Origin of the sequence: Puerhibacterium puerhi (genome assembly GCF_009846865.1) — a bacterium.
GTDB classification, from domain to species: domain Bacteria; phylum Actinomycetota; class Actinomycetes; order Actinomycetales; family Cellulomonadaceae; genus Puerhibacterium; species Puerhibacterium puerhi.
The window spans coordinates 69,284-93,661 of sequence record NZ_WUWN01000001.1 but is presented as its reverse complement, the minus strand read 5'-3'; the positions used below and the strand labels follow the sequence as shown (position 1 = coordinate 93,661).

Below are 24,378 nucleotides of genomic sequence, written 5' to 3'. Positions count from 1 at the left end.
ACCAGCACGAAGCAGCACCACCAGCACGATCACCAGCACGATCACCAGCACGATCACCAGCACGATCACCAGCACGATCACCAGCACGGCACGAGGCAGGGGAAGCATGCACGTCAAGGCCACGCTGCGCCGCGTCGACGGCACCGCGGACGACGTCGTCATCACCGCGGACGCGGGCGCGACGATCGGCGAGATCGCCGCGACCGTCGCGCGCGTCGACCCGCACGGCGGGTACGGCGACCCGGACGCACCGCGCACGCTCGAGGCGCGGCTGCCCGGCCAGGAGCAGCCGGTGCGGCTGCCGCAGGACGCCGCGCTCGGCGAGGCGTGGATCGGCTCCGGCGCCGAGATCGCCGTCGTCGACCTCTCGCTGCCCGGCTTCGACTACCCGCGCTCGCAGGACGTGCGCGCCCTGGTGCGGGTCGAGGGCGGCCAGGTGTTCCAGCTCACCGAGGGCAGCTGGACGGTGGGCCGCGCGCCCGAGTGCGACGTGGTGCTCGACGACCCGCTGGTGTCGAAGAAGCACCTGCGGCTCGACGTCTCCGAGACCGTCGACGTCGTCGACCTCGGGTCCGCCAACGGCACCCTCGTGGACGGCGCACCGGTGACGCGGCTGCGGGTCGACGGCGTGCAGCGCGTCGTCGTCGGCGACACCGCCGTGGTCGTCGAGCGGCGCCGCGAGGCGGCGCGCATCAGCGGCGTCGCGCCCAAGGCGGGGCCGGTGCCGTTCACGCGCTCGCCCCGGGTCGAGGCGCGCTACGCCGGCGAGACGTTCGAGGCGCCGGACGCGCCCGACGAGATCGAGCCGCGGGAGTTCCCGTTCCTGGCGCTCGTCGCGCCGATCCTGCTGGGCCTGACGATGTTCTTCGTCCTGCACCGGCCCACGGCGCTGCTGTTCGTGCTCATGACCCCGCTCATGCTGCTGGGCAACCACCTCACGCAGGGGCGGCAGAACCGCAAGCGGCTCGAGCGCCAGGTGCAGCGGTTCGACGAGCGGCTGGAGTCGCTGCGCACCGCGCTGGCGCGGGAGAAGGAGCAGGAGCGCTCCGTGCGGCTGCGCGAGGCGCCGGCCACCCAGCACGTGTTCGTCGAGGCCATGCGGCACGGACCGCTGCTGTGGACGCGCCGACCCGAGCACTGGAGCTTCCTCAACGTCCGGTTCGGCCTGGGCACCATGCCGTCGCGCAGCTCGATCAAGACCGGCGACCGCGGCAAGCTGCTCAAGGAGCACCAGGAGCAGCTCGACGCCGTCGTCGCGCAGTACGACACGGTCGACGGCGTGCCCGTGGTGGAGAACCTCTACGACGCCGGAGCGCTCGGTTTCGCGGGCCCGCCGCCGCGGGTGGCCGGCTCGCTCAACGCGATCCTGCTGCAGCTCACCGGCCTGCACGCCCCGAGCGAGCTCGTCGTGACCGCCATGGTCAGCCCCGTGTGGACACGGACGCTGGAGTGGCTCACCTGGGTGCCGCACACCTCCAGCCCGCAGAGCCCGGTCGACGGCCTGCACCTGGCCGACTCGGCCACGGGGGCCGCGCGCCTCGTGGCGCAGCTCGAGGAGCTGGTCGCCACGCGCCTCAAGGTCAACCGGCCGCGCCGGCGCGGGGCCGTCGACGAGGACGACGCCGCGATCGAGCGCGGCGCCGACGTCGGGGCGTCCGCGCACGAGGCCGGCACGAGGTCGCCGATCCCCGCCGTCGTGGTGGTGGTGAGCGACGACATCGACGTCGACCGTGCCCGCCTGGTCCAGCTCGCCGAGCAGGGCCCGGACGCCGGCGTGTACCTGCTGTGGGTCGCCACCGAGGCCTCGCGCCTGCCGGCAGCCTGCCGCACCTTCGTCGACCTCGGCGCCGCACAGCCGCGCGTCGGGCTCGTGCGGCTCGGCCGCTGGGTCGAGGACGTGCAGCTCGAGGAGCTCGACGCAGCCGCTGCGCTCGACTACGGCCGGCGCCTCGCGCCGGTGTTCGACGCCGGAGCCGTCGTCGAGGACGCCAGCGACCTGCCGCGCTCGGTGTCGCTGCCGGCCCTGCTGGGCCACGACCCGTTCGAGTCGGCCGAGGCCGTGCTCGACCGGTGGCGGCAGAACCAGTCGGTGTACGACCGCACCGGCCAGGCGCGGGCGCGGCGGCGCGCCGGGTCGCTGCGCGCCGTCGTCGGCTCCGCCGGCGTGGACGCCCAGCACCTCGACCTGCGCTCCCAGGGCCCGCACGCCCTCGTGGGCGGCACGACCGGCGCGGGCAAGTCGGAGTTCCTGCAGGCGTGGGTGCTCGCCATGGCCGCCGAGTACAGCCCGGACCGCGTGACGTTCCTGTTCGTCGACTACAAGGGCGGCTCGGCGTTCGCCGACTGCATCCACCTGCCGCACAGCGTCGGGCTGGTCACCGACCTGTCGCCGCACCTCGTGCTGCGGGCCCTGACGTCGCTGCGCGCCGAGCTGCACCACCGCGAGCGGCTGTTCAACCGCAAGAAGGCCAAGGACCTGCTCGAGCTGGAGAAGCGGGGCGACCCCGAGACCCCGCCGGCGCTGGTCATCGTCATCGACGAGTTCGCGGCCCTGGTCAGCGACGTGCCCGAGTTCGTCGACGGCGTCGTCGACGTCGCGCAGCGCGGCCGCTCCCTGGGCATCCACCTGATCATGGCCACCCAGCGCCCCGCCGGCGTCATCAAGGACAACCTGCGCGCCAACACCAACCTGCGGGTGGCGCTGCGCATGGCCGACGCGTCCGACTCCACCGACGTCGTCGAGGTGCCCGACGCCGCCTACGTCGACCCCAGCATCCCCGGCCGCGGCCTGGTGAAGACCGGCCCGGGGCGCGTGCAGGCGTTCCAGTCCGGGTACGCCGGCGGATGGAGCACCCGCGCGCCGGAGCGCGCCAAGGTCGCGGTCGCCGGCCTGCGGTTCGGGCGCGAGGAGGCGTGGGAGGAGCCGGTCGACGAGGCGGCGGCGGCCGCCGCCGAGGACCTGGGCCCCAACGACCAGCAGCGACTGGTGGCGCGCGTGCGCGAGGCGTTCGAGGCCGGTGGCCTGCCGACGCCGCGGCGCCCGTGGCTCGACTCGCTCGCGGACGTGTACGACCTGACCCGCCTGCGCCAGCGCACCGACGCCGAGCTGCTGATCGGCGTCGCGGACCTGCCGCAGGAGCAGGCGCAGCGGCCGGTGTACTTCCTGCCCGACCTCGACGGCAACCTCGGGATCTACGGCACCGGCGGCTCGGGCAAGTCGACGGCGCTGCGCACCATCGCCACCGCCGCCGGCATCACCCCGCGCGGGGGACCCGTGCACGTCTACGGGCTGGACTTCGCCTCCGGCGCCCTGCGCATGCTCGAGGCCCTGCCGCACGTGGGGGCCGTGGTGCGCGGCGACGACGGCGAGCGCATCGTCAGCCTGCTGCGCATGCTGCGCGACGAGCTCGAGCGCCGCGGCGAGGCGTTCGCCGCGGTCTCGGCGTCGAACATCACCGAGTACCGGCAGATCACCGGCCGGCACGACGTGCCGCGCATCCTGCTGGTCGTCGACGGGTTCGCCGCCTTCCGCGACGACTGGGAGGTCGGCACCGGTCGCTCCGAGTGGTTCGACGTCTTCCGCGACCTCATGACGGAGGGCCGCGGCCTGGGCATGCACGTGGTCTTCACCGCCGACCGCGCGGGCGCCGTGCCCACCTACGTCAGGTCGCTCGTGCAGCGCAACGTGCTGCTGCGGATGACCGACGACGGGTACCTGTCCTTCAACGCGCCGCGCGACGTCGTGACCGCGACGTCGCCGGCCGGGCGCGCCGTCGTCGACGGGCTCGAGGTGCAGGTCGCCGTCGTGGGCGGGGCGAAGGCCGTGGCCGACCAGGCCGCGGCCACCGAGCGGCTCGCGGCGTCCATGCGCCGTGCCGGCGTGGCGCCGGCGCCGGCGGTGCGCGTGCTGCCGCAGTCGTACTCCGCGGCCGAGCTGCCCGACGCCGTCGACGGGCGCCCCGTGCTCGGCCTCGACAACGTCGGGCTCGCGCCCCTGGCGTTCGAGCCGACCGGCGCGATGGTGGTCTCCGGCCCGCCCGGGGCCGGGCGGAGCAACGCCCTGGTCGCGATCGCGCGCGCGGTGCAGCGGGCCGACCCGAAGGCACGCTGCTACCTGTTCGCGCAGACCCGCTCGGCGATCGCGGGAGAGCTGGCGTGGGAGGACGTCGCCACCGGCCCGGACAAGGTCGCCGAGCTGGCCAAGGACCTGCTCGCCGCCGTGACCGACGAGGACGTCGAGCCCGGCATCGTCGTCGTGATCGAGGGCATCAACGAGTACCTGCAGACGCCGGCCGACAAGCCGATCCAGGAGCTGACCAAGGCGATGCGCAAGAGCGACCACCTGCTCGTCGCGGAGGCCGAGACCGCGGCCTGGGGCTCGACGTGGCCGCTGCTGGCGGAGGTCAAGAACGCCCGCCGCGGGCTCCTGCTGCAGCCGGAGAACCTCGACGGCGACACCATCCTCAAGACGTCGCTGCCCCGTGCCGCCAAGGGCGAGTTCCCGGTGGGCCGTGGCGCGTACGTTGCCCGCGGCAAGCACGTGCGCGTGCAGCTGCCGCTGGTGATCGACGGCTGAGGCGTGGCGGGCGTCGGGCGGCCGGGGGCCGAGGGATGGGGACCGCTCCCCATCGACGGTGCTCGCGGCCTTCGCTAGCTTGACCGCAGCAACGGAACTCGACTGCAGGGGACGGGGATGGCCGGGTACGACCTGAGCATCGACATGGGGACGCTCTCGCAGCTCGCAGGCGACCTCACGACGATCGTGAGCGAGCTCGAGAACGCCGACGACAACGCGGGCGACGCGGCCGAGGCGACCGGGCACGACGAGCTGCGCGACCGGGTCGCCGACTTCGCGGCCAAGTGGGCGATCAAGCGCGAGGAGATGCTCGGCGACGTCAAGACGCTCAGCGACATCCTCAACCAGATCGTCGACACCTTCACCGAGGTCGACACCGAGCTGGGCAGGGCGCTCGAGGACTCGGTCGAGAAGGCCGCGAAGTAGGCCGGGGGGAAACCATGGCAGACACGCCGTACCAGGAGCTCCAGGGGTCGCCGGCCCTGGTGGCGTCCAAGGCTCGCAAGTACATCGAGATCGCCGACGCCATCCAGCGCTCGACCAGCGCGCTGAAGAAGATCTCCGACGAGATCGAGACGAAGTCGCTCGCGATGGACGAGACCCGCGAGAAGGCGGAGAAGGTCCGCGAGAGCATCGAGAAGGCGCAGGACCGCTACCGGGAGACCGGCTCGGCGCTGCAGGACTACGCCACCGCGCTGCGGGCGGCCAAGGACGACGCCCACAGCGCGATCCTCGAGATCGACAAGGCCGAGGCCGAGCTGGCGGTGGCCCGGACCGCGCAGCACAACGCGGAGCGGCACGAGTCGGGCCTGCCTGCGACGGCCACCCCGCAGGAGGCGGTGGAGGCCCGCACCGCGAGCAGCCGCGCGGGCGACCGCGTGTCGGACGCCGAGGGCGACCTGGCCTACTGGCAGGGCCGCTGGCGCGAAGCGTCGGAGGCCAAGGACTCCGCCGCCCGTACGGCCGTCGGGCGCATCGAGGAGGTCGTCACCGGCAAGAACACCCACGGCCTGAAGGACGGCACCTGGGACAAGGTCACGAAGGCCTGGGACTCGTTCTACGAGCTGGCCAAGGTCGTGTGCGACGTCGCAGGCTTCCTCGCGATCTTCTTCTCCTGGGTCCCGGTCCTCGGCCAGGCCCTGCTCATCCTCGCCGCGGCCGGCGCGATCCTCGCCGTCGTGGAGGCGGCGATGAAGTGGAGCAAGGGCGAGGGGTCGTTCTGGGGAGTGCTCGGCGCCGCCGGTCTCGCGGCCCTGTCGCTCTTCGGCGGCAAGGCCATCAGCTCGATCGCCCAGTACTCCAAGGCGCGCATGATCGTCCAGACCTCGGCGCGGATGTCCGGCTCGACCGCCCGGGCGACGTTCGGTCGCAGCGCGATCACCAGCGCACGCAAGGTCTTCGCGCAGACCACCGGCCAGCGCGTCACCGAGGTCATCAAGTCGCCGTTCGTCCGGTCCACCACGGACAAGGCCGTCGCGGGCATGTTCCGCAGCGGCAGCTACGGCCACGGGTTCAGGACGCTGTTCCCCAACCCGTTCACCGGGTCCGGCATGCGCGCGCTGTTCACGAACGACGACGTGAGCGACATGCTGAGGATCATGAACACCGACGGGATCCGGATGGACACCGTCAGCACCGTGACGTCGTCGGTCGCGGTGGGCCTCGCCTACGCCAACAACGCCTACGCCCAGGGCAAGAACCTCGTCGACTTCGCGACCGAGGCGGCCGCCGGCGACTCGGGCCAGGCCGCCAAGCCCGGCGCCGACATCGCCACGTCACCGTTCGGCGGCCCCTACGGCAAGATCGTCGGGTACGGGGCGCAGCTGATCGACAACCCGACCGACGACGCGGTGACCGTCCCGTGACGGCACGCCTCGTGGGGTTCGACCTCACGCTCCCGGAGGCGTGGGTCGTGCTGCCGCGCGCCGTGCCGGACGTCGACCGCTGGGCGCGCGAGACGGCGGAGGCGCTCGTCGCACGCAGCGGGCGTGCGCCCGCCACGACCGGGGTGGACGCGCGGCCCGGGGACGAAGCGCTGGTCGACCCTGCCGTGGCGCTCGCCGACGGCATCGCCGGGGTGGCGCTGGTGGCCGCCGACGCCGGGGTCGCCGGGATGGAGACGGCCTTCCTGGTGCGCCGCCCGGACCTGGGCCGGCTCGACGCGATGCTCACGCTCGTCGCGCAGCAGGGCCTGTCGGCCGAGGCGTTCGACGCCGACCTCGAGCGCGTCGTCGCGGACGGCGAGGAGAACTACCTCGTCGCCGCCGAGATCCGTGGTGACGTCCCCGCCGGCGAGGTGCGGGGGCTGCACCTCATGATCGGCCACACGGTGCCCCACCTGGGGGAGGGCGTCGCCCACCTGGAGGAGCGCGTCTCGCTCGGTGTGTTCGCGCCCGGCTGCCCCGACATGGTCGAGGTCACCGCGATCGCCAACGGCGTGGGCGCGTTCGACGACCTCCCGCAGGCCGTGCTCGACCTGCTCACCGGGCTGACGCTCGAGACGGAGGTGGCCGCGTGACGCGCGCGGTGGGTGCCGCCGGCGGGCGGCTCCGGTTCGTCCTGCCGGGGACGTGGGCCAACGTCCCGCTGGACGACGCCGAGGTCACCGCACGCTTCGTCAAGCAGTTCGTCCGACGTCAGGTCGGCCGCGCGGACCGGCTGGCGCGCGCCCGCCGCGAGGCGGCCACGGAGCTGACCCGCAACGCCGCGGACGCGGCCGCTCTCGGCGCGCACACGTACCTGATGTCGCTGGAGCTCCTGCCGGGCGTGCCGTTCCCGGCGGCGATCGTCGTGTTCGACGAGGGGTGGCCCGACGCGGCGCGCGCGACGCTCGAGCGGGGCGACGTGGCCCAGGCGCTCCGCGAGGCGTACCCGGCGGCGGAGGTCGCGCCGCAGCGGAACGGGCCCGTGGCGCGCGGCGTCGAGATGACCCGCGCGACGACGGACTCCGGGCAGGAGCTCGTGACGATGCGCCTGGAGTACCACGTCCCGTACCCGGACCGCTCGCGCTTGCTGATGGCGCGGGTCAACGTGCCGAACATCCCGGCCGCCGAGCCGTTCGCCACGCTGTTCGACGAGATCATCGACTCGGTGACGTTCACGGACGGGCCGGGGGCCGGCCACGGCCCGGCGGCGGCCGAGGCGGCCGCGGCTGGTAGCGTCCGGTGACCGTGGAGGATCTGCCCCGGTCGGACACCGCCCCTGCCGTGCGCCCGCGGAGCCGCGCCCAGCTGGCGCTGCGTCCGCTCGCGTACCTGTTCCTGGCGATCTTCTGGAGCGCGATGGGGCTCGTGTTCTTCGCGCTCGGCCCGGGCTTCCTCCTCTACGCGCTCCTCGACGGGGAGCTGACGCTCGGCGAGCAGTGGCAGAGCCTCGTCTCCCAGCCCTCGGAGATGGTCGCGTTCGTCCTCGCGGTCCCGCTGCTCTCCCTCCTGTGGGGTTCCGCGGTCCTGTGGATGCTGCCGTGCGCCTCGTGGCCCCTGGCTGCGCTGGCGTGGGTCCACTTCGTGCGGTCGCTGCGCCCCCGCTTCGCCGGCGACGCGCTGTCGTACACGACGGGGGCCGGTCGGGGGCAGACCTTCGGCATCACCGCGACCAACGTGGCGCTGTCGCTGCAGCCGGTGCACCGGTCACGCTTCACCGACCTGCTCATGCGGTTCTACTGGATGGGCTGGACGCCGCGGTGGCGCGAGATCGGCTGGGCGATCCCTGCGGGCCTGGCCTGGCTCCTGTACGTCGTCGTGGTCGCCGCCGACGCCCCGCCCGTGCTGCGCGTCGTCCTCGCGCTCGTGGGTGCCGCGCTCGTGGCCCTGACGGTGGTGAGGCTCCGCGAGGAGTGGCGCGCCCGGTACGACCCGACGTTCGCCCGGCGCGGGGCCGCGGTGCGGCGCAGCCGCCCGGAACGACGCGTCGGCGACATGTCCGCGGTCGAGCGCCGCGAGCGGCTCGAGGAGCTGCGGCGGGCGCGCGATCGCCGCGCCGGCGAGCGCTGACGTCGACGGGCGCAGGGGGTCGACGGGGCGGCACCGTAGCCGGTGCCCCGGGCACCCATGGGGACTCCTCCCCATCGACCTGGGCAGCGCGCCTCCTCTACTGTGCTGGCAGGCGGTACGGCCGAGGGGGCCGGCCCAACGAGGGAGGAATCCTGACATGGCGAACATGAACGTGACCTACGAGGAGCTCAACTCCACCGCTGACCAGCTCACGCAGGGTCAGGCCCAGCTCGAGGACACGCTCAACATGCTGCAGACCCAGGTGAACAACCTGGTGGCCTCCGGCTTCCAGACCGACGCCGCGTCGGGCGCGTTCCAGCAGTCCTACGACGACTTCACCAACGGCGCCAAGCAGACCATCGCCGGTCTCGAGGGCATGTCGCAGTTCCTCAAGCAGGCCGCCACGACGCTGCAGGACGTCGACTCCCAGCTGGCGCAGGGCATCCGCGGCTGACGCCGCTGCACACCGCGGGGCGGTGCCGGGCTCGGGCCTGGCACCGCCCCGCTGTGTTCGGTCGCCGTCCCCACTTCTGCACGCCCCGCTGCTGCGCGGCGCGGGCCGCCCGGACGCTCGCCGCGGGAGAGGCGGTGGGTGCGCTGCTGCTCGGCGGGTGCACCGCGGGCGGCGAAGGGACGGGGGAGCCGCCGTCCTCAGCGGGCACCACCGCGGGCGACCGCGGCGCGGGTCCCAGCACCGCGGCCGACCCGGAGGCGGTGGTGGAGACCCTGTCCCTGACCGCCGGCGGCGGAGAGCTGGACGTGGACGTCCACCCGCTGGTGCGGTCGGCCGGCCACGTGGTCCTGACGCTCGACCTGCGCCCGGCGTCGTCGCCCGACGAGGACGGCGGCCTGCTCCTGGCGGGGCTGCTGGACGGCGAGGTGCTGCCGGACCGGGCCGCGCAGGGCGGCGCGATCCGCCTGCTCGACCTGGAGGCAAAGGCGGTCTACCTGCCGGGCGTCGGAGACGACGGGCGTGCCGTGCGCCGGCTCGCCGGTGGTCAGACGGCGACCCTCGCGGCGGTCTTCCGCGGCATCGAGGGGACGGACACCGTGGCGGTCCAGGTGGCCCTGCGGCCCTCAGCCCGCGAGCCGCGCGAGGCTCAGCGCCGCCGCCGCGCCGGCCAGCATCCACGGTCCGAACGCGAGCGCGGTGTGCCGCGTCGCGCGCCGCGTCATCACCAGCGCGAGCGCGGCGAGCCCGCCGAGCAGGAACGGCAGCACGCCCGTCCACCACACCGCGTCCCAGCCCGCCCACCCGGCGGGCAGGCCGAGCAGCACGGCGAGCTTGACGTCGCCCAGGCCCAGCCCGCGCCGGTTCACCAGGTGCAGCAGCAGGTAGGCACCGCCGAGCACGGCTGCGGCGGCGACGGACCGCAGGAGCCTGCCGTCGTCGTCGCTCGCCGCGCCGGCGAGGCCCAGCAGCAGGGCCGCGGCCGCCACGGCGGGCAGCGTCACGGCGTCGGGCAGGCGGTGCGTGCGGGCGTCGACGACGCCGAGCGCCGCACCGGCCACCGCGGCGACGACGAACGCCGGCGTGGCCCATGACGGGCCGCTCGCCCAGACCGCCCATCCCGCGGCGGGCGGTGCGAGCAGCGCGACGGCGCGTCGGTGCGGCGCCAGCTCGGCGCGCAGCCGGCGCGGAAGGCCGGTGTGGGTCCTCGACGCGGCAGCGGGCACGCCTCGCATGCTAGGCGGCGCCGGGCCCCGGCCGCCCGCCGTCGTCCACAGGGCCGTCGTCCCGGGCTCCGGCCGGTTGGGCCAGCCGGGAGTGGCGCCGGGAGTAGGCGAAGTAGATGACCATGCCGATGGCGAACCAGGCCGCGAACCGCAGCCACGTGACCGGGTCCAGGAACGTGATGAGCCACAGCGAGAACACCACGCCGATCGCCGGGACGAACGGCACCCCGGGGCAGCGGAACGACCGGGGCAGGTCCGGGCGGCGGTAGCGCAGGACGATCACCGCGATGCACACCACCACGAACGCCAGCAGGATGCCGATGTTCGTCAGCTCGGCCGCCTCGCCGATGGGCAGGAAGCCGGCGATGACCGCCGCCGCGCCGCCCAGGATCCACGTCATCCGGGTGGGCACCTGGCGCGTGGGGTGCGTGCCCGACAGCCACCGCGGCAGCAGGCCGTCGCGGCTCATGGAGTACCCGACGCGGGTGGCGCCGAGCAGGAATGTGAACAGCACGGTGAGGATGCCGAGGATGGCGCCGACGGCGATCACCGCGCCGAGGGCGGGCAGACCGACGTCGGCGAAGGCGCTGGAGAACGCGCTCTCGGTGTCGATGTCGCGGAAGGTCACCATGCCGGTCAGGACCATGCAGGCGAGCACGTACAGCACCATCGAGATCGCCAGCGAGTACAGGATCGCCTTGGGCATGTGCCGGCGGGAGTCCTGGGACTCCTCGGCCGCGGTGGACATCGCGTCGTAGCCGAACACCGCGAAGAAGACGGTGGCCGCACCGGTGAAGGCGCCTCCGAGGCCGTAGGGGAAGAAGTCCTGCCAGTTGCCGGTCTGGACGTGGAACGCGCCGACGACGATCACCAGCGCGACGATCGCGACCTTGAGGTACACCAGCGACGTCTCGAAGCGCGCGGCCGAGCGCATGCCGCGGTTGAGCACCCAGGCGATGAGCAGGCACAGCAGCGCGGCGAACAGGTTCACCCGGTACGACCCGGCGGGCACGCCCTCGGTCTCCGTGCCCGGCGCGCCGGACATCCACAGCGGCAGCTCGACGTGCAGGAACGAGAGCAGGTCGTTGAAGTAGCCCGAGATGCCGATGGCGACGACGGCGACGATCGCTGTGTACTCCAGCAGCAGGTCCCAGCCGATGAACCAGCCCACCAGCTCGCCGAGCACGGCATAGCCGTAGGTGTACGCGGAGCCGGCCCGCGGGATGAGCCCGGCGAACTCGGCGTAGGAGAACGCGGCGGCGGCGCTCGCGATCCCGGCGATGAGGAACGAGATCACCACGGCGGGCCCGGCGGTCTCGTTCGCCACGGCCCCGGCCAGCGAGAAGATCCCCGCGCCGATGATGCCGCCGACCCCGATGGCCGTGAGCTGCCACAGGCCGAGGGTCCGTCTGAGACCGCCCCCGGTGTCCTCGGGCTCGATCTGCTCGATCGGCTTGCGCCGGAACACGCTGGTCGGTGGCGTGGACGCGGACATGGACAGCACCTCCTCGCGCTGGCGACGGCGGCACGCTATACCCGCCCGTCGCCACCGGCCCGCGGGGGCGGGCGGTGCGGGCCCCTCGGCCCTCAGCCCTGCGGCTCCGTCGGCCCGTCCCGGCCGGCGACCAGGTCGCCGCAGGTCGTCTCCTGGGCGGTGGCCACCACGGGGTCGTCGGCCGCCGCGCCCCGCGCCACGGTCCGGGTCTCGCCGTTGCGCGCCACCGCGCCGGCGTCGCCGAGCTCGACGAACGTCCGCGTGACCGTGAACGTCTCGCCGTCGTCGGACGCCGCGTCCAGCCCGGCCAGCCGCAGGCGGCCGGCCACCGTGGAGCAGCCGACGCCGGTGCCGTAGCCGGTGAACCCCTTGTCGAACGTGTACGGCTCGCCGGTCGGGCCGTCGGCGGTGGCGGCCTGCGTCGGGGTGAGGGCGCAGCCGGCGGCCGAGTACAGCAGCACCTCGCGCCCGACGTCCACGAGCACGATCGGCACCCCGCCGTCGTCGGTGCTCACGGTGGCGACGACGGCGCTCGCGGCGACCGGGGACGCCGACTCGACGGGCGCCGAGAAGGTCGCCCCGGACGCCGTGGTGATGCCCACCGCACGGTCCGCGCCGCCGGTGAGCCAGGCGGTGTCGGCCCGGCCGTCGCCGTCGACGTCGGCGACCTCGTGCGTGCCCGCGCCGTGCGGCGTCCCGCCGCCGGTGGCGGGGCAGCCGGCGGCCGCCGACGCCGGCGGGGAGGCGGGGGAGGCTCCGGGCGAGGTGGCGGCCCCGCCCGTCGGCGCGGCCGCAGCGGGGCCGGACGAGGTGGGCGACGCGCCGCCGGCCGACGGTGCGGCGCCGGAGCCGGCGTCGGAGGCGGTGCCGGACGGGGGCGCGCCGCCGGCGCACGCGGCGGTGGCCGCGAGCACCAGGCCGGCGGTGAGCGCCGCCGCGAGGCGGGCCCGGGCCGCGGCGCGGGGACGGGCGCCCCGACGTGCGTCGCGCGGGTCGCCGGACCGGACACCGTGCCGACCGCCGTGCCGACCGCCGTGCCGGAGGGAGGGGTCGCTTCTTCCGCCGCGGGTGCCGAGACTGGTCATGCCACGAGCCCATCACCGATCGATGCCCGAGGCATCTGGGAGGGACCTCGTGTGGAGATCGTGCGCTCGGCGCGAACCCGGGTAAGGCATGCCTCACCCGGCCGTAGAATCGAGGCCGAGCAAGCCAACGAACCGCGAACCGGAAGGCACCTTCCGCTGTGACCAGCACCCGCCCCCTGCGCGTCGCCATCGTCGGCGCAGGCCCCGCCGGCATCTACGCCGCGGACATCCTGTCCAAGACCGACCTCGACGTCTCGATCGACCTGCTCGAGCGCCTGCCCGCCCCGTTCGGCCTGGTGCGGTACGGCGTCGCGCCGGACCACCCGCGCATCAAGCAGATCATCGTGGCGCTGCACAAGGTGCTGTCCCGCGGCGACGTGCGCCTCCTGGCCAACGTCGACTACGGCGTGGACGTCAAGCTCGACGACCTGCGGCAGTTCTACGACGCGGTGATCTTCGCCACCGGCGCGATCAAGGACGCGGCGCTGACGGTGCCGGGCATCGACCTGCCCGGCTCCTACGGCGCGGCCGACTTCGTCTCCTGGTACGACGGGCACCCGGACGTGCCCCGCACGTGGCCGCTCGAGGCCAAGGAGATCGCGGTGCTGGGCGCCGGCAACGTGGCCCTCGACGTCGCGCGCATGCTCGCCAAGCACCCGGACGACCTGCTGCCGACCGAGATCCCGGCCAACGTCTACGAGGGCCTCAAGGCCTCGCCCGTCACCGACGTGCACGTGTTCGCCCGCCGCGGCCCGGCCCAGGTGAAGTTCTCGCCGCTGGAGCTGCGCGAGCTGGGCCACGTGCCGGACGTCGACATCGTCGTCTACCCCGAGGACTTCGACTTCGACGAGGGCTCGATGGCCGCGATCGAGTCCTCGAACCAGACCAAGCAGGTCGTCAAGACCCTCACGGACTGGACGCTCGTGGACCCCTCGACGCAGACCGCGTCGCGCCGCATCCACCTGCACTTCCTGCACCGGCCCGACGCCGTGCTCGGCGACGGCAAGGTCGAGGCGCTGCGCACCGAGCGCACCGCGCTGCAGGGCGACGGGACCGTCAAGGGCACCGGGGAGTTCCACGAGTGGCCCGTGCAGGCGGTCTACCGGGCGGTCGGGTACTTCGGCTCGCCGCTGCCCGAGATCCCGTTCGACGAGGCCAAGGGCGTCATCGCCAACCGCGAGGGCCGCGTGGTCGACATCGACGGCCAGCACCTTGACGGCGTGTACACCACGGGCTGGATCAAGCGCGGCCCGGTCGGCCTCATCGGCCACACCAAGTCGGACGCCTCCGAGACGATCCGCCACCTGGTCGAGGACGTCACGGGCGTCGGCGACGGCGGCGACGTCGCGAGCGGTGACCTCGCGGGCGGCCGCACGGCCACCCACGCGGACCCGCAGGCGGTGCTCGACTTCCTCGTCGAGCGCGGCGTCGAGCCCGTCCAGTGGGCAGACTTCGAGCTCCTGGACGCGCACGAGAAGTCGCTCGGCGAGCCGCACGGGCGCGAGCGTGTCAAGGTCGTGCCGCGCGAGGAGATGCTCCAGATCGCCAGGGGGCGCCTCCCGCGCTGAGCCGGCGGAGCGTACGGGCCCGGTGACGGTGGGAACCGTCACCGGGCCCGGCGCGTTGCTGGGGCAGGACCGGTTCCGGTGCCGGCACGACGACCGGGCCGGCGGACCGCAGGTCTGCAGGATCGGGAAAGGACAGGGATGGGCCACAAGCACTTCAACGGGCTCAAGACGGCGGCGCTGTTCGGCGTCATGTGGGCCGTGGTCCTGGGCCTCGGCTGGGTCGTGGGCGGCGGCACCGGGCGCTTCCTGTGGCTGTTCACGATGATCGGCCTGGTCATGACGTTCGTCGGGTACTGGAACTCCGACAAGATCGCCATCCGCGCCATGCACGCCTACCCCGTCACGGAGCTCGAGGCGCCGGAGATGTACCGGATCGTGCGCGAGCTGTCCACGGCCGCGCGCCAGCCGATGCCGCGGCTGTACATCTCGCCCACCCGGGCCCCGAACGCCTTCGCCACCGGCCGCAACCCCAAGAACGCGGCGGTGTGCTGCACCGAGGGCATCCTGCAGATCCTGAACGAGCGGGAGCTGCGCGGCGTGCTGGGGCACGAGCTGATGCACGTCTACAACCGCGACATCCTCACCTCCTCGGTCGCCTCGGCCCTCGCGGGCGTCATCACCTCGCTCGCGCAGTTCCTCATGTTCTTCGGCGGCGGCGACCGCCGCGAGGGCAACGGCAACCCGCTGGCCGCCCTCGCGATGGTGATCCTCGCGCCGATCGCGGCCACGCTCATCCAGCTGGCCATCTCGCGCACCCGCGAGTTCGACGCCGACGAGGACGGCGCCCGCCTCACCGGCGACCCGATGGCCCTGGCGAGCGCGCTGCGCAAGCTCGAGGCGGGCACCGCCGCGGCGCCGCTGCCGCAGACCCGCGAGCTGGAGAACGTCTCCCACCTCATGCTCGCCAACCCCTTCCGCGGCGCGGGGCTGGCGCGGCTGTTCTCGACGCACCCGCCGATGGACGAGCGCATCCGCCGCCTCGAGGCGATGGCGGGCGGCCCGGGCTCCATGGGTTACGGCGGCATCACGCGGTACTGACGCCGCGGCACTCATGCCGCGGTACTGACGCCGCGGTAGTTACCACGCGCGCGGCCCGGCCCGCGCCGTCAGCCGGCGTCGGCGAGCGCCTTCTCCAGGGCCTCGGCGACGCCGTCCGCGTCGTTGTCGCCGACGACGGCGTCCGCCTCGGCGAGCACGTGCGGGTGGGCGTTGCCGACGGCGATCGCCCGGCCGGCCCAGCGCAGCATCGGCAGGTCGTTGGGCATGTCGCCGAAGGCCCAGACGTCCGCGGCCTCGACGCCGAGGCGCGCGCACCAGCGGGCCAGGGCGGCGTCCTTGGTCACGGTGGGGGCCAGCAGCTCGGCGAGCCCGGCGGCGCCGGAGTACGCGAGGTGCGCGCGCTCGCCGGCGACCTCGCGCACCCGGTCGAGGAACGCCTCCTGCGCCGCCGTCGGGGCGTGCGGCGCGGTGGCCGGGCCCGATCCGGCAGCCCGGGACGCGCCGTCGCCGCCGGCGCGGGCGAGGATCTTGGCCACCGGCGGGGCGTCCGCGCCGAGCGACGCCTCCGGTGCGACCGGGCCCGCCGCGGCGTCGTCGTCGGCCGTCGCGCGGAACCCGGGGTCGAACGTGGGGCCGTCGACGCGCTCGAAGGCGAGGCGGACGCCCGGCACCGCCGCACGCAGGTCGGCCACGAGCGCCCGGGCGACGGCGTCGTCGAAGCCGCGCACGTCGAGCGCGCGGCCGGACGCCAGGTCCCACACGGCCGCCCCACCGAGGCAGATCACGCGCCCGTGCCCGCCCGCGGCGTCGGCGACCTCGCCCAGCCACCGCGGCGGGCGTGCGGTCACCATCACGAGCTCGACGCCGGCGGCCTCCACCTGGGCCAGCACCCGCCGCGTCCGCGCCGAGACGGTGCCGTCCGAGCGCAGCAGCGTGCCGTCCAGGTCGGTGGCGACGACGCGGGGGAGCGGCACGGTGCTCACGGGCCGGGAGTCTACCGACGCCCGCTCACGCCACCGCGGCCAGCCCCATCAGGAGCGCGGCCGCGACGAACGCCAGGACGACGAGCACGGCGAAGGCGACGACCGCCCAACCGAGCACGATCGCGGCGACCGCCATGCCGCGGCCGGCGGTCGGCAGCCCGGCGCGCCGGTCGCGCCCCGTCTGTGCCAGGGCGACGTGCCCGCAGACGGCGCCGGCCACGCCGGGGGCGAGCCCGAGCCACCCGCCGCCCGTCACGGTCTGGACGGCGAGCGCCAGGACGCCGACGAGGCTGCACACCAGGGCCACCACGGCGACCGGGTTGGTCCGCGGCGCCCCGGGGCCGCCGGCCCCGTGCCCGGGCGCCTGGTACGTCGGGGGGACCTGCCGGGGCGCGGCGTACGGGGGCGTCGGCGGCGGGAACGGGCTGCTCATGGGTGCCAGTATGGCGCCCTGACCTGCGGGTTCAGCGGTAGTTGACGAACTGCAGCGCGAAGTCCAGGTCGGCGCCCTTGAGCAGGGCGATGACTGCCTGCAGGTCGTCGCGCGACTTGCTGCTCACGCGCACCTCGTCGCCGGTGATCTGCGTCTTGACGCCCTTGGGGCCCTCGTCGCGCACCAGCTTGGTGATCTTCTTGGCGTTCTCGCCGCTCAGGCCCTCCTTGAGGGTGGCGCTGAGGCGGTACTCCTTGCCGGACGGCTTGGGCTCGCCGTCGCCGGTGTCCAGCGCCTTGAGCGAGACGCCGCGCTTGATGAGCTTGCTCTGCAGCACGTCGAGGATCGCCAGCACGCGCTCGGCGGAGTTGGCGACCATGAGGATCGCGTCCCCGCTCCAGGAGATCGAGGCGCCGACGTTCTTGAAGTCGTAGCGCTGCTGGATCTCCTTGGCGGCCTGGTTGAGGGCGTTGTCGACCTCCTGGCGGTCGACCTTGCTCACGATGTCGAACGACGAGTCGGCCACGGCGGCGCTCCTTCGGGTGGAGGGTCAGGTGCTGGTCGGTGCTGAGGACAACCGTAGCGGCCGCGGGGTCGCCGGGACCCGCCCGGTGGCCGCCCCGGCGGGCGCCCGGGCGTGCGCCTCAGCGCGCGGCGCGGGCGGCGACGCGGCTCGCGCGGGCCTGGCGGACCCCGTCCGTGGTGAGGATCACCAGGGCCACCCACACCAGGCCGAACCCGACCCACCGCGTCAGCGGCATGTGCTCGTGGAACACCACCAGCCCGCACAGGAACTGCAGCACCGGGCCGAGGTACTGGATCATGCCGACGGCGGTCAGCGGCAGGCGGCGGGCGGCCCCGCCGAACAGCAGCAGCGGCAGGCCGGTGATGACGCCGCTGGCCATGAGCAGCAGGACGTGGCCGGCGCCGTGCGCACCGAACGTCGAGGTGCCCTGCGCGGTGAGCCAGGCGAGGTAGGCGAGCGCGAACGGCGTGGCCACGACGGTCTCGACGGCGAGGCCGGGCAGGGCGTCCACGCTGCGCCCCACGCGGTTCTTCAGCAGCGAGTAGATGCCGAACGAGCAGGCCAGGACCAGCGCGATCCAGGGCAGCCCGCCGCCGGACCGGCCGGTGGAGATCACCACGACGGCGGCCGCGCCGAAGGCCAGGGCCACCCACTGCACCGGGCGCAGGCGCTCGCGCAGCACCACGACGGCGAGCAGGACGGTCAGCAGCGGGTTGATGAAGTAGCCGAGCGCGGCGTCGAGCACGTGCCCGGTGAGCACGCCGTAGACGTACACCGTCCAGTTGCACACGATGAAGACCGAGGCGACGGCGAGCACACCCAGCGTGCGCGGGGTGCGCAGCACGCGCACGAACGCCCCGAACGAGCGCGTGGCCGCCAGCAGCAGCGCGCAGAACACCAGGCTCCACACCACCCGGTGCGCGATGATCTCGAACGCGCCGGCCGGCTCCAGCAGCGGGAAGAACAGCGGCATCCCGCCCCAGATGACGAACGCGCCGACGCCGAGCGGCAGGCCCCACCGGTCGGGGGCGCCCGCGACGGGGCGCGCGCCGGCGGGGGCCGCGGGCGACGCGGTGTCGGCGGAGGTGGTGGCGGGCCCGGTGGCGGGCTCCGGGGCGCCGGCGACGGCGGTGGCCGGCTCGGGAGGCGGGGTGGTGCTCACGCCCGTCACTGTAGGGCGCGCCCGTGCGAGGTCCGCGATCGGCGTCGGAGGCCGATTTCGCGACTGGGCGGGTGGGCCGCTATCGTTGTGCCGCCCCGCTCCGGCGGGTGCGCACAACTCCACACCTGGCAGGTTGCCCGAGCGGCCAAAGGGAGCTGACTGTAAATCAGCCGCGTCATGCTACGGGGGTTCGAATCCCTCACCTGCCACCTCGGACGGGGCGTCGCCGGCAGGCGGCGCCCCGTCGTCGTACGTGCGCGGCGCTGCGGCCCCGACGGGTCGGGTGCGGGCACCGCTGCGGCGGTCCCGTCGCGGTGGCCCAGGTCACGGCGTCGCAGGGGCCCGATCCGCGGAATCCGGCCGATTTCGCGCTCGGCGCGGATCCGTGTAGTGTTTTCCCCGCTGCCCCGATAGCTCAGTCGGCAGAGCATCTCCATGGTAAGGAGAAGGTCAAGGGTTCGATTCCCTTTCGGGGCTCTGTGATCACGCGAGACCGCCCGTCCGGAAACGGGCGGGCGGTCTCGCGTCGAGTCACGTCGCGGCGGGGTAGCTCAGCTGGTCAGAGCGCACGACTCATAATCGTGAGGTCGCGGGTTCGAGCCCCGCCCTCGCTACCAACTCAGATCCGACGGTCCTGTGGACCATCGGCACGGCGGCCGGCGTCGTGCCGTCCCGAGATGCACGAGGCGCCTTCCGGGGGCGCGAGAGGTGACACACCATGGCTTCGAAGAGCGCGGACGTCCGCCCGAAGATCACGCTCGCCTGCGTCGAGTGCAAGGAGCGGAACTACATCACGAAGAAGAACCGGCGCAACGACCCGGACCGTCTCGAGATGAAGAAGTTCTGCCCGCGCGACGGCAAGCACACGCTGCACCGCGAGACCCGCTGACCCAGCGGTCCAGCACATCCCGATGACGGTCGCGCTGCCCGACCCGGCCTTCGCCGGACGCGAGTACCCCGCCACGCCGGCGTACTCCGTCGGCCGGGAGAAGGTCCGCGAGTTCGCGGCCGCCGTCGGCGCCCAGCACCCCGCCCACCACGATCTCGAGGTGGCGCGGGGTCTCGGCTATGCGGACGTGGTCGCGCCCGCGACGTTCGCCGTCGTCGTCGCGCAGCGCGCCGAGCAGCAGTACGTCGCGGACCCGGCCGCGGGGATCGACTTCTCCCGGGTGGTCCACGCCGACGAGCGGTTCACCCACCACCGCCCGATCGTGGCCGGTGACGAGCTCGTCACCGTCCTGCACGTCGACTCCGTGATGCACCGCGCCGGCATCGCGATGGTGACCACGCGCAGCGAGATCTTCGCCGTCGGCGCCGACGGCGACCGCGAGCCGGTCTCCACCGTCGTCTCGACCCTCGCGGTCCGTGGGGAGGGCAAGTGACCGAGGCCGTCTCCGTGGGTGCTCCCGCGCTCGAGGACCTCGCCGTCGGCGACGTCGTCGCCACCCGCACGCTCGAGCTGGACCGGCCCCGCCTGGTGCGGTACGCCGGCGCGAGCGGCGACTTCAACCGCATCCACTGGGACGAGGCGTTCGCCACGTCGGTGGGGCTGCCGAACGTCATCGCCCACGGCATGCTCACGATGGGCGCGGCCGTCGGCGTCGTCGAGGACTGGGCCGGCGACCCCGGTGCCGTCGTCGACTACCAGACCCGGTTCACGCGCCCCGTGCCGGTGCCGGCCGACGGCGCCGCCGCCGTCGAGGTGACCGCCACCGTCGGCGCGATCGACGCCGAGGCGCGCACCGTCCGCGTGGACCTCACCGTGGTGCACGAGGGCGTGAAGGTGCTGGGCAAGGCCCAGGCCGTCGTCCGCCTCTGACGCCGCCCGCCCACCCGGCCGAGATAGAGAGCCCTCCCGCCGAGATAGAGAGCAACCTCGCCGAAGTAGAGAGCCCTCCGCGGGACAGTCCTCTATCTCGGCGGGACAGCTCTCTACTTCGGCGGGAGGGCTCTCTACTTCGGCGATGACGCGGGGGCGAACGGGCGGCTTCAGCCCAGGTCCGGGGCCGGGCCCGTCGTGGTGCCCGGCACGAGACGCACCGGCAGGGTCGTGACGAGGGGCTCCTCCTCGGCGAGCAGCCCCAGCACGGCGCGGCCCAGCGCGGCGCCCTTCTCCGTCAGCGGCTGGTGCACGCTGGTGAGCACGTCGGGGGAGAGCCAGGGCATGTCGATGCCGTCGAACCCGACGATCGACACGTCCTCCGGCACGCGCATGCCCAGCTCGCGCGCCGCGATCACCGCCCCCGCGGCGAGCAGGTCGGAGTGCGCGAACACGGCCGTCGGCCGCTCCGACGCCGGGACCCACTGCCCGAGGATCTCGACCGCGGCGTCGCGCCCGTGCTCGACGAGCGAGGCGGGCGTCTCCCAGCTGAGCACCGGCTCGACGACGTCGCGCACGCCGTCCAGCCGGTTGCGGGCGGGCGTGCGGTCCGCCTGCGCGAGCCGGGCGGCGTCGATCGGCCCGGAGCGCTCGTCGCGCCCCAGCGGCAGCGTGATCTCCGCGATCCGCGTGTGGCCGAGGTCGCGCAGGTGCCGGACCGCCTCGGCGGTACCGGCGCGGTCGTCGATCCGCACCAGCGGCGCGTCCGCCACGGCGTGGCCCTCGCCGACGACGACCGGCACGCCGCGCCGCTGCAGCGCAGCGAGGTGCGGGTCGTCGGACAGCACGCCCCACACGAGCACGGCCACGTCCATGGCCGCCGACTCCACGAGCGGGTCGACGGGCGTCACGCGCGGGGACGCGTCGTCGACGGCGGCGGCCCGTGCGTCGTCGCCCGAGGCGGGGAACCGGTCGCTGCCCGGCACGAGCAGCACCCCGAGCCCCTGCTCGCCGAGCACCGTCATGAGCCCGTCGAGCACCTGGACGCTCACCGGGTCGCGGAACGCCCGGCCGGGCTGGTCGCCGATGACCACGCCGACGATCCCGGACCGGCCCGAGCGCAGCTGGCGGCCGAGCGGGTTGGGCCCGGAGTAGCCGAGCTCGGCGGCGGCGGCCAGCACGCGGTCGCGGGTCTCGGGCGTGATGGGCCCGGCGCCGGAGAACGCGAGCGAGGCCGTGGACACGGAGACCCCGGCGAGCTCGGCCACCCGGGCGAGCGTGGGGCGGCCCCCGGTGCTGCGGCCCATGGATCCTCCTCGTCGTGCGCCGGCGGGACGCCGGCACGGCGTGCGCCCGGACTGCCCGGGGAGCCGGGCGGCGGGACGTCGCCGCGACTCTACCCAACCCGCCGTCCCGCCGCCCGAAACGATTTGACGGACCGTCACGACTGCGGGAGCGTCGGGCATCGTGAGCACACGCGCGCCCGCCGGCCTCGCGCGCCGGACGTCCGCCGCCGCCTGGGCGGTCTTCGTCGTCTTCGCCGTGAACGGCCTCGGCGTCGCCAGCTGGGCGGCGCGCATCCCGGCCGTGCGCGACGGGCTGGGCTACTCCGAGGCCCAGATGGGCCTGCTGCTGCTGACCGGCGCCGTCGGCTCGGTCCTCGCGCTGCCCCTGTCGGGGATGATCTCCTCCCGGCTCGGCGCGGCGCGCAGCGTCGTGGCCTTCGCCGCCGTGTGCGCCGTCGGCTACGTCACCGCCTGCCTCGGCGTGCTGGAGTCCTCCCCGCTCCTCGTGCGCGCCGGCCTGTTCGTCGGCGGCATCGGCATCGGCGTGTGGGACGCCGCGATGAACCTCGAGGGCGCCGTCGTCGAGCAGCGGCTCGGGCGCGCCATCATGCCGCGCTTCCACGCGGCGTACTCCTTCGGCACGGTGGCCGGCGCGGGCCTCGGTGCGCTCGCCGCCGGCGCGGGCGTCCCGCTCGGCGTGCACGTCGGGGTGATCGTCGTGCTCGACGTCGTGGCCGTGGCGGTGGCGGTGCGCTGGTTCCTGCCCACGGTGGCCGGGGCGGCGGCGCACGCCGACGCGGCGGCCGGCGCCGCCGGGGCCGACCCAGGCACGGCCGTCCAGCCGGAGCACGCGCCGCACTCGTTCCGCGACACGCTGAGCACGTGGCGCGAGCCGCGCACCCTGCTCGTGGGCCTCGTCGTGCTGGCGGCGGCCCTCACCGAGGGCGCCGCGAACGACTGGGTCGGCCTCGCCGTCGTCGACGGCTTCGGCGCCGTGGAGTCGCTGGGCGCCCTCGGGCTCGCGCTGTTCCTCGCCGCGATGGCCGGCGCCCGGCTGGCCGGCACGGTGCTCATCGACCGGCTCGGTCGCGTGGCCGTGCTGCGGCTCAGCGGCGCCGCCGCCCTCGCCGGCGTGCTCGTCTTCACGCTGGTCCCGGTGCTGCCGCTGGCGCTGGTGGGTGTGCTGCTGTGGGGCGCGGGCGCGGCGCTGGGCTTCCCGCTGGGCATGTCGGCGGCCTCGGACGACCCGCGGCGCGCCGGCCTGCGCGTGGCCACCGTGTCGACGATCGGCTACTCCGCGTTCTTCGTCGGCCCGGCGCTCATCGGCCTGCTGGCCGAGCACACCGGCTACCGGCACGCCCTGCTCGTGCTGGCGGTGCCCGTGGCCCTCGGCCTGCTCGTGGCGGGCGCCGCGCGGCCGCTGCGGGCGGGCGACGACCGTGCCGCGGGCACGCCGTCGCACTGACCCGTCCGCGCAGCGCGAACGCGCTCCGGGGCGGCGCCCTCCCGGGGCGGCCTACCCTGGACCGGTGAGTCTCCCCGCGCCCAGCCCGACGACCGCCCCCCTCCTCGCCGACCTCACCACGCTGCGCGTGGGCGGCCCCGTCGACGCCTACGTCGAGGCCACCACGGAGGCCGAGCTCCTCGACGCCGTCCGCGCGGCCGACGACGCCGGCCGGCCGCTGCTGGTGCTCGGCGGCGGCTCGAACGTGCTGGTGTCCGACGAGGGCTTCGCCGGTGTCGTGGTGCGCGACCGCCGCAGCGGCATCACGGTCCAGGCCGAGGACACCTGCGGCGGCGCGAGCGTCACCGCGCCCGCCGGGCAGGACTGGGACGAGCTCGTCCAGGCCGCCGTCGAGAACGGCTGGGTGGGCGTGGAGGCGCTGTCCGGCATCCCCGGCACGGTCGGCGCCGCCCCGGTGCAGAACATCGGCGCGTACGGCCAGGAGGTCTCCGGCGTGATCGCCACGGTGCGCACCTGGGACCGGCTCGAGGCGCGCGTGCGCACGTTCGCCGTCGGGGAGCTCCAGTTCGGCTACCGGACCTCGCTGCTCAAGCGCTCGATGCGCGGCGTCCCCACGGCCGACGACCCCGGCGCCCCGTGGTACCCGACGCCGCGCTACGTGGTGCTCGAGGTCGGCTTCCAGCTGCGCCTCGGCACGCTGTCCGCGCCCGTCGCGTACGCGGAGCTGGCCCGCCGCCTCGGCGTCGAGGTGGGCACCCGCGCGCCGTCGGCCGACGTCCGGGCCGCGGTGCTCGAGCTGCGGGCCGGCAAGGGCATGCTGCTCGACGGCGCCCACGGCGCCGAGCCGGGCGCCGACCACGACCGGTGGTCCGCCGGGTCGTTCTTCACCAACCCCGTGCTGCCGGCCGACGCCGCCGACCACCTGCCGCAGGACGCGCCGCGCTACCCGGTGCGGTCGGCGACCCCGGAGACCTCCACGGGGCCGAGCCTCGGCGCGATCGACCCGACGCTGGTCAAGACCTCGGCGGCGTGGCTCATCGAGCACGCCGGCTTCGGCAAGGGGTTCGGTCTGGCGGGGGACCGCAGCCCGGCGCGGCTGTCCACCAAGCACACGCTCGCGCTGACGAACCGCGGCGGCGCCACCGCCGACGACGTCGTGGCGCTCGCCCGCGAGGTGCGTGACGGCGTGCGCCAGGCGTACGGGATCGACCTGGAGCCCGAGCCGGTGCTGGTCGGCGTCTCGCTGTGACCCCGTGGGCGCTGTGACCCCGTGGGCGCCGGCACCTCAAGCAGGCGCCGCCAGCCGGCCCCG

At 74.6% G+C, this 24,378-nt stretch carries 22 protein-coding genes and 3 tRNA genes; 17 read left to right on the top strand and 8 right to left on the bottom strand.

Annotated elements, in window-relative coordinates; all coding sequences use genetic code 11:
- Positions 1-106: 106 nt before the first annotated feature.
- The 7 genes from GSF02_RS00525 (at position 107) to GSF02_RS00495 (ending at position 9,022) form a co-directional block, all read left to right on the top strand.
- Complete coding sequence (locus GSF02_RS00525) at positions 107-4,576, top strand: FtsK/SpoIIIE domain-containing protein (protein WP_159791663.1); 4,470 nt, start codon at positions 107-109, stop codon at positions 4,574-4,576.
- A gap of 117 nt (positions 4,577-4,693) precedes the next feature.
- Positions 4,694-5,002 (top strand): hypothetical protein, encoded by a 309-nt coding sequence (locus tag GSF02_RS00520; protein ID WP_159791661.1) that lies wholly within the window; start codon positions 4,694-4,696, stop codon positions 5,000-5,002.
- Between the two features lie 14 nt (positions 5,003-5,016).
- On the top strand, positions 5,017-6,441 hold the full coding sequence (locus GSF02_RS00515) for a coiled-coil domain-containing protein (RefSeq protein WP_159791659.1): 1,425 nt from the start codon (positions 5,017-5,019) through the stop codon (positions 6,439-6,441).
- A complete protein-coding gene (locus GSF02_RS00510) occupies positions 6,438-7,094 on the top strand; it encodes a hypothetical protein (protein WP_159791657.1) in 657 nt (218 codons plus the stop codon). Before GSF02_RS00515 ends, GSF02_RS00510 begins: the two co-directional genes overlap by 4 nt.
- Positions 7,091-7,744 (top strand): hypothetical protein, encoded by a 654-nt coding sequence (locus tag GSF02_RS00505; RefSeq protein WP_159791655.1) that lies wholly within the window; start codon positions 7,091-7,093, stop codon positions 7,742-7,744. Before GSF02_RS00510 ends, GSF02_RS00505 begins: the two co-directional genes overlap by 4 nt.
- Positions 7,745-7,746: 2 nt before the next feature.
- Positions 7,747-8,568 carry a hypothetical protein gene (locus GSF02_RS00500; RefSeq protein ID WP_159791653.1) on the top strand — a complete coding sequence of 274 codons (822 nt, stop codon included), beginning with the start codon at positions 7,747-7,749 and terminating at the stop codon, positions 8,566-8,568.
- Between the two features lie 157 nt (positions 8,569-8,725).
- Entirely contained in the window at positions 8,726-9,022 is a 297-nt protein-coding gene (locus GSF02_RS00495; protein WP_069983514.1) for a WXG100 family type VII secretion target, read from the top strand.
- Between the two features lie 623 nt (positions 9,023-9,645).
- Here the strand turns inward: GSF02_RS00495 and GSF02_RS00490 are convergent.
- The 3 genes from GSF02_RS00490 to GSF02_RS00480 all read right to left on the bottom strand — a co-directional run bounded on the left by GSF02_RS00490 (position 9,646) and on the right by GSF02_RS00480 (position 12,825).
- Positions 9,646-10,245, bottom strand: a complete 600-nt coding sequence (locus GSF02_RS00490; RefSeq protein ID WP_235915269.1) for a prepilin peptidase — start codon at positions 10,243-10,245, stop codon at positions 9,646-9,648.
- A 10-nt stretch (positions 10,246-10,255) separates the two neighbouring features.
- Positions 10,256-11,740: an amino acid permease gene (locus tag GSF02_RS00485; protein WP_159791650.1), complete on the bottom strand. Its 1,485-nt coding sequence runs from the start codon at positions 11,738-11,740 to the stop codon at positions 10,256-10,258.
- A gap of 92 nt (positions 11,741-11,832) precedes the next feature.
- Positions 11,833-12,825 carry a hypothetical protein gene (locus tag GSF02_RS00480; protein WP_159791648.1) on the bottom strand — a complete coding sequence of 331 codons (993 nt, stop codon included), beginning with the start codon at positions 12,823-12,825 and terminating at the stop codon, positions 11,833-11,835.
- 158 nt (positions 12,826-12,983) lie between these two features.
- On the opposite strand from GSF02_RS00480, the gene GSF02_RS00475 reads away from it, so the two are divergent.
- Together GSF02_RS00475 and htpX are read left to right on the top strand one after the other, a co-directional pair.
- Complete coding sequence (locus tag GSF02_RS00475) at positions 12,984-14,393, top strand: FAD-dependent oxidoreductase (protein WP_159791646.1); 1,410 nt, start codon at positions 12,984-12,986, stop codon at positions 14,391-14,393.
- Between the two features lie 138 nt (positions 14,394-14,531).
- Positions 14,532-15,431, top strand: a complete 900-nt coding sequence (gene htpX / locus GSF02_RS00470) for a zinc metalloprotease HtpX (RefSeq protein ID WP_159791644.1) — start codon at positions 14,532-14,534, stop codon at positions 15,429-15,431.
- Positions 15,432-15,499: 68 nt separating this feature from the next.
- Here htpX and GSF02_RS00465 read toward each other — a convergent pair whose 3' ends face one another.
- The 4 genes from GSF02_RS00465 to rarD form a co-directional block, all read right to left on the bottom strand.
- Complete coding sequence (locus tag GSF02_RS00465; protein ID WP_328798980.1) at positions 15,500-16,375, bottom strand: HAD family hydrolase; 876 nt, start codon at positions 16,373-16,375, stop codon at positions 15,500-15,502.
- Between the two features lie 25 nt (positions 16,376-16,400).
- Entirely contained in the window at positions 16,401-16,808 is a 408-nt protein-coding gene (locus GSF02_RS00460) for a DUF4190 domain-containing protein (RefSeq protein ID WP_159791642.1), read from the bottom strand.
- Positions 16,809-16,839: 31 nt separating this feature from the next.
- Entirely contained in the window at positions 16,840-17,334 is a 495-nt protein-coding gene (locus GSF02_RS00455) for a YajQ family cyclic di-GMP-binding protein (protein ID WP_159791640.1), read from the bottom strand.
- Positions 17,335-17,452: 118 nt separating this feature from the next.
- Positions 17,453-18,496 carry an EamA family transporter RarD gene (rarD, locus tag GSF02_RS00450; protein ID WP_159791638.1) on the bottom strand — a complete coding sequence of 348 codons (1,044 nt, stop codon included), beginning with the start codon at positions 18,494-18,496 and terminating at the stop codon, positions 17,453-17,455.
- A 127-nt stretch (positions 18,497-18,623) separates the two neighbouring features.
- Here rarD and GSF02_RS00445 point away from each other — a divergent pair.
- The 6 genes from GSF02_RS00445 to GSF02_RS00420 all read left to right on the top strand — a co-directional run bounded on the left by GSF02_RS00445 (position 18,624) and on the right by GSF02_RS00420 (position 20,315).
- Positions 18,624-18,705 (top strand) — tRNA-Tyr (locus tag GSF02_RS00445).
- Positions 18,706-18,900: 195 nt separating this feature from the next.
- Positions 18,901-18,973, top strand: a tRNA-Thr gene (locus tag GSF02_RS00440).
- A 63-nt stretch (positions 18,974-19,036) separates the two neighbouring features.
- A tRNA-Met gene (locus GSF02_RS00435) sits at positions 19,037-19,113 on the top strand.
- Between the two features lie 101 nt (positions 19,114-19,214).
- A complete protein-coding gene (rpmG, locus tag GSF02_RS00430) occupies positions 19,215-19,385 on the top strand; it encodes a 50S ribosomal protein L33 (RefSeq protein WP_069983208.1) in 171 nt (56 codons plus the stop codon).
- A gap of 22 nt (positions 19,386-19,407) precedes the next feature.
- Positions 19,408-19,878: an FAS1-like dehydratase domain-containing protein gene (locus GSF02_RS00425; protein WP_159791636.1), complete on the top strand. Its 471-nt coding sequence runs from the start codon at positions 19,408-19,410 to the stop codon at positions 19,876-19,878.
- A gap of 14 nt (positions 19,879-19,892) precedes the next feature.
- A complete protein-coding gene (locus GSF02_RS00420; protein WP_159792082.1) occupies positions 19,893-20,315 on the top strand; it encodes a MaoC/PaaZ C-terminal domain-containing protein in 423 nt (140 codons plus the stop codon).
- 170 nt (positions 20,316-20,485) lie between these two features.
- On the opposite strand, the gene GSF02_RS00415 is transcribed toward GSF02_RS00420, so the two are convergent.
- Entirely contained in the window at positions 20,486-21,622 is a 1,137-nt protein-coding gene (locus GSF02_RS00415; protein WP_159791634.1) for a LacI family DNA-binding transcriptional regulator, read from the bottom strand.
- A gap of 160 nt (positions 21,623-21,782) precedes the next feature.
- Here GSF02_RS00415 and GSF02_RS00410 point away from each other — a divergent pair, with 160 nt between their 5' ends.
- Entirely contained in the window at positions 21,783-23,066 is a 1,284-nt protein-coding gene (locus GSF02_RS00410; protein WP_408003846.1) for an MFS transporter, read from the top strand.
- A gap of 64 nt (positions 23,067-23,130) precedes the next feature.
- Entirely contained in the window at positions 23,131-24,315 is a 1,185-nt protein-coding gene (locus GSF02_RS00405; protein ID WP_159791632.1) for a UDP-N-acetylmuramate dehydrogenase, read from the top strand.
- The last annotated feature ends 63 nt before the right edge of the window (positions 24,316-24,378 follow it).

Bases quoted from the DNA above. Each gene is read 5' to 3' on its own strand.
- GSF02_RS00525 (WP_159791663.1), top strand. From the start codon at position 107: ATGCACGTCAAGGCCACGCTGCGCCGCGTCGACGGCACCGCGGACGAC.
- GSF02_RS00520 (WP_159791661.1), top strand. From the start codon at position 4,694: ATGGCCGGGTACGACCTGAGCATCGACATGGGGACGCTCTCGCAGCTC.
- GSF02_RS00515 (WP_159791659.1), top strand. From the start codon at position 5,017: ATGGCAGACACGCCGTACCAGGAGCTCCAGGGGTCGCCGGCCCTGGTG.
- GSF02_RS00495 (WP_069983514.1), top strand. From the start codon at position 8,726: ATGGCGAACATGAACGTGACCTACGAGGAGCTCAACTCCACCGCTGAC.
- GSF02_RS00485 (WP_159791650.1), bottom strand. From the start codon at position 11,740: ATGTCCGCGTCCACGCCACCGACCAGCGTGTTCCGGCGCAAGCCGATC.
- GSF02_RS00480 (WP_159791648.1), bottom strand. From the start codon at position 12,825: ATGACCAGTCTCGGCACCCGCGGCGGAAGAAGCGACCCCTCCCTCCGG.
- htpX (WP_159791644.1), top strand. From the start codon at position 14,532: ATGGGCCACAAGCACTTCAACGGGCTCAAGACGGCGGCGCTGTTCGGC.
- GSF02_RS00460 (WP_159791642.1), bottom strand. From the start codon at position 16,808: ATGAGCAGCCCGTTCCCGCCGCCGACGCCCCCGTACGCCGCGCCCCGG.
- rpmG (WP_069983208.1), top strand. From the start codon at position 19,215: ATGGCTTCGAAGAGCGCGGACGTCCGCCCGAAGATCACGCTCGCCTGC.
- GSF02_RS00425 (WP_159791636.1), top strand. From the start codon at position 19,408: ATGACGGTCGCGCTGCCCGACCCGGCCTTCGCCGGACGCGAGTACCCC.
- GSF02_RS00415 (WP_159791634.1), bottom strand. From the start codon at position 21,622: ATGGGCCGCAGCACCGGGGGCCGCCCCACGCTCGCCCGGGTGGCCGAG.